Below are 2379 nucleotides of genomic sequence, written 5' to 3' on the forward strand. Positions count from 1 at the left end.
CCCTGTTCCGGGGCGGGACCGTCGGCGGCCGCCGGGACCGGACCCGGCGGCAGCGGTCCGGGGCCGCCGCGGGCGGCGAGCTCGGTACGCAGCGCGGCGGCCAGCTCGTCGGGACCCGGGTGGGGGTCGACGGCACCGTCGGTCGTGGCCAGGGCGATCCGGGAGAACCGGTGCAGGCCGACCGGCGAGGCGTGCTCGACCTCGGCGACGACGTCCATCCCCACCGCGGGCAACGGCAGGACCAGCGGACCCGGCGCCGGATCGGCGCCGATGTCGAGGAGGGCGTGTCGCAGGATCCGTTCCCGGCGGGCGTCGGGAGTCATCAGGTCAGGTAACCCCCCATGCGGCGGAAGTGGTCGCCGGCGACGTGCTCGACCCCGTCGGCGTCCTTGACCCGCTGCAGGACCAGGCCGTACTGGCCGCCACGCCAGGCGTCCGGCCCGGCGACGACGACCACCCCGCTCCCCTCGCGGGCGAAGATCCGCCCGTTGGTCCCGCCGCAGCGCTCCCGCGACACGGTCGCCTCCAGCACCCGCAGCCGCGCCCCGTCGTGCAGGCACCAGGCGTTCGGGTACGGCCCGGTCTGCGCGCGCACCAGGTTGACCAGGTCGGCCGCCGGACGGTCCCAGGGGATGCGGTTGTCCTCGTCGGCCCGCTTGTGGAAGAACGACGCGTGCGCCGGGTCCTGGGTGAGCCACTCGTGCGGACCGTGCTCGACCCGGTCGAACGCCTCGAGCGCGAGCGGTCCGAACAGGAGCACGGTGCGCTCGAACAGGTCCTCGGTGGTGTCGGTCGGGGTGACCGGCACCGTGCGCTGGCAGATGATCGGGCCGCGGTCGAGCTCGGCGTCCATCCAGTGCGCGGTCACGCCCACCTGGCTCTCGCCGTTGATCAGCGCCCAGTTCAGCGGGGAGAACCCGGCGTAGCGCGGGAGCAGCGAGTCGTGGGTGTTGACCGTCCCGCGGGGCGGGGCGGAGAACACCTGCGGGGAGATCCAGGTGCGCCAGTTGCAGGCCACCCCGATCTCGGCACCGGACCCGGTGATCGCGGTGACCAGCTCGGCGTCCACGGCCTTCTCCCGGTAGAGCACCGGGATCCCGTGCTCACGGGCCAGGTCACCGAGCGACTCCTGGAAGATCACCGGGGACGGCTCGCCCTCCTCCGGGTGGCTGACGACGAGCACCACCTCGTGCCGCGAGTCCAGCAGGTCGGCGAGCAGCCGGGCTCCCCACTTCTGGTATCCGAACAACACGACACGCACGAGGTGTCGACCTCCTCCTGGGACGGGACCCGATGACGGGCGGCGACCGGTGCGCCGACCGGGGAGCGGCGAGACACACCCCGCCCTCATGATCGCCACGCGCTGGTGAGGTTAGCCTCTCTTCATGACCGAGCACAGGGGCACCGGTGACGCACGGGTCACCGCACGCGAGGTGGTCCGCAGCACGATCAGGTCGTTCCGCGGCCGGGTCGCCGCGGCCACCGTCCTGCTCTGCGGGCACCAGGTGGGTGAGGCGCTGGTACCGGTCCTGGTGGGCGTGGTGATCGACCGCGCGGTCGCGACCGGCGACGTCGGCAGCCTGGTGATCTGGCTGCTGGTACTGGCCGCGGACTTCGCGATGCTGTCCTACAGCTACCGGTTCGGCGCGCGGCAGGCCCTGCACGCCGACCTGCGTGCCGACGCCGGGCTCCGCACCCGTGTGGCGGCGCGGCTGCTGGACCACCGGGGCGGCGCCGAGACCGGCAGGCTGCCCGGCTCGGTCACCTCGATCGCCGTCGCCGACGCCAAGCGGGTCGCGGTGATGAACTTCTGGATCCCGACGGCGGCGGCCGCGGCGGCGGCGCTCGTCGTCGCCGCCGTCGCGCTGCTGCGGATCTCGCTCCCCCTGGGCCTGCTCATCCTGCTCGGCACCCCGCCGCTGCTGTGGCTGATCGGCCGGGTCGGCCGGCCGCTGGAGCGGCGCAGCGGCGCCGAGCAGGAGCGGGCCGCACGCGCGGCGGGCACCGCAGCCGACCTGGTGTCCGGGATCCGCGTCCTCAAGGGACTGGGCGCCGGGCCCGCCGCGGCCGAGCAGTACGCGGCCAGCAGCCGCACCGCGCTGGGCGCCACGCTGCGGGCGACCCGCGCCGAGGCCGGTTTCCTCGGCACCGTCCAGCTCGCGAACGGCCTGTTCCTCGCGGTCATCGCGCTCGTGGGCGGCCTGCTCGCCCTCGACGGGTCCATCACCGTCGGCAACCTGGTCTCCGCGGTCGGGCTCGCCCAGTTCCTCGTCGGGCCGCTGCAGACCCTCGGCATCGCCGGGGCGCGCTTCGCCCAGGCGCGGGCCTCGGCCGGGCGGATCGCCGAGATCCTCTCCGCGCCGCCCGCCGTCGGCCCCG

Annotated in this window: 2 protein-coding genes and 1 pseudogene; 1 reads left to right on the plus strand and 2 read right to left on the minus strand. The window is 74.8% G+C overall.

Annotated elements, in window-relative coordinates; genetic code table 11:
• Positions 1-323, minus strand: a pseudogene (locus GTW08_RS16830) (hypothetical protein); the annotation flags it as partial.
• Positions 323-1261, minus strand: a complete 939-nt coding sequence (locus GTW08_RS16835; protein WP_073574560.1) for a methionyl-tRNA formyltransferase — start codon at positions 1259-1261, stop codon at positions 323-325. The pseudogene GTW08_RS16830 and the gene GTW08_RS16835, both read right to left, overlap by 1 nt.
• Before the next feature lie 124 nt (positions 1262-1385).
• Between GTW08_RS16835 and GTW08_RS16840 the strand changes: the two genes are divergently transcribed.
• A partial coding sequence (locus GTW08_RS16840) for an ABC transporter ATP-binding protein (RefSeq protein WP_161152205.1) occupies positions 1386-2379 on the plus strand: 994 nt, incomplete at its 3' end.

Source organism: Pseudonocardia sp. SID8383 (assembly GCF_009864975.1).
Taxonomy (GTDB): Bacteria; Actinomycetota; Actinomycetes; order Mycobacteriales; family Pseudonocardiaceae; genus Pseudonocardia; species Pseudonocardia alni.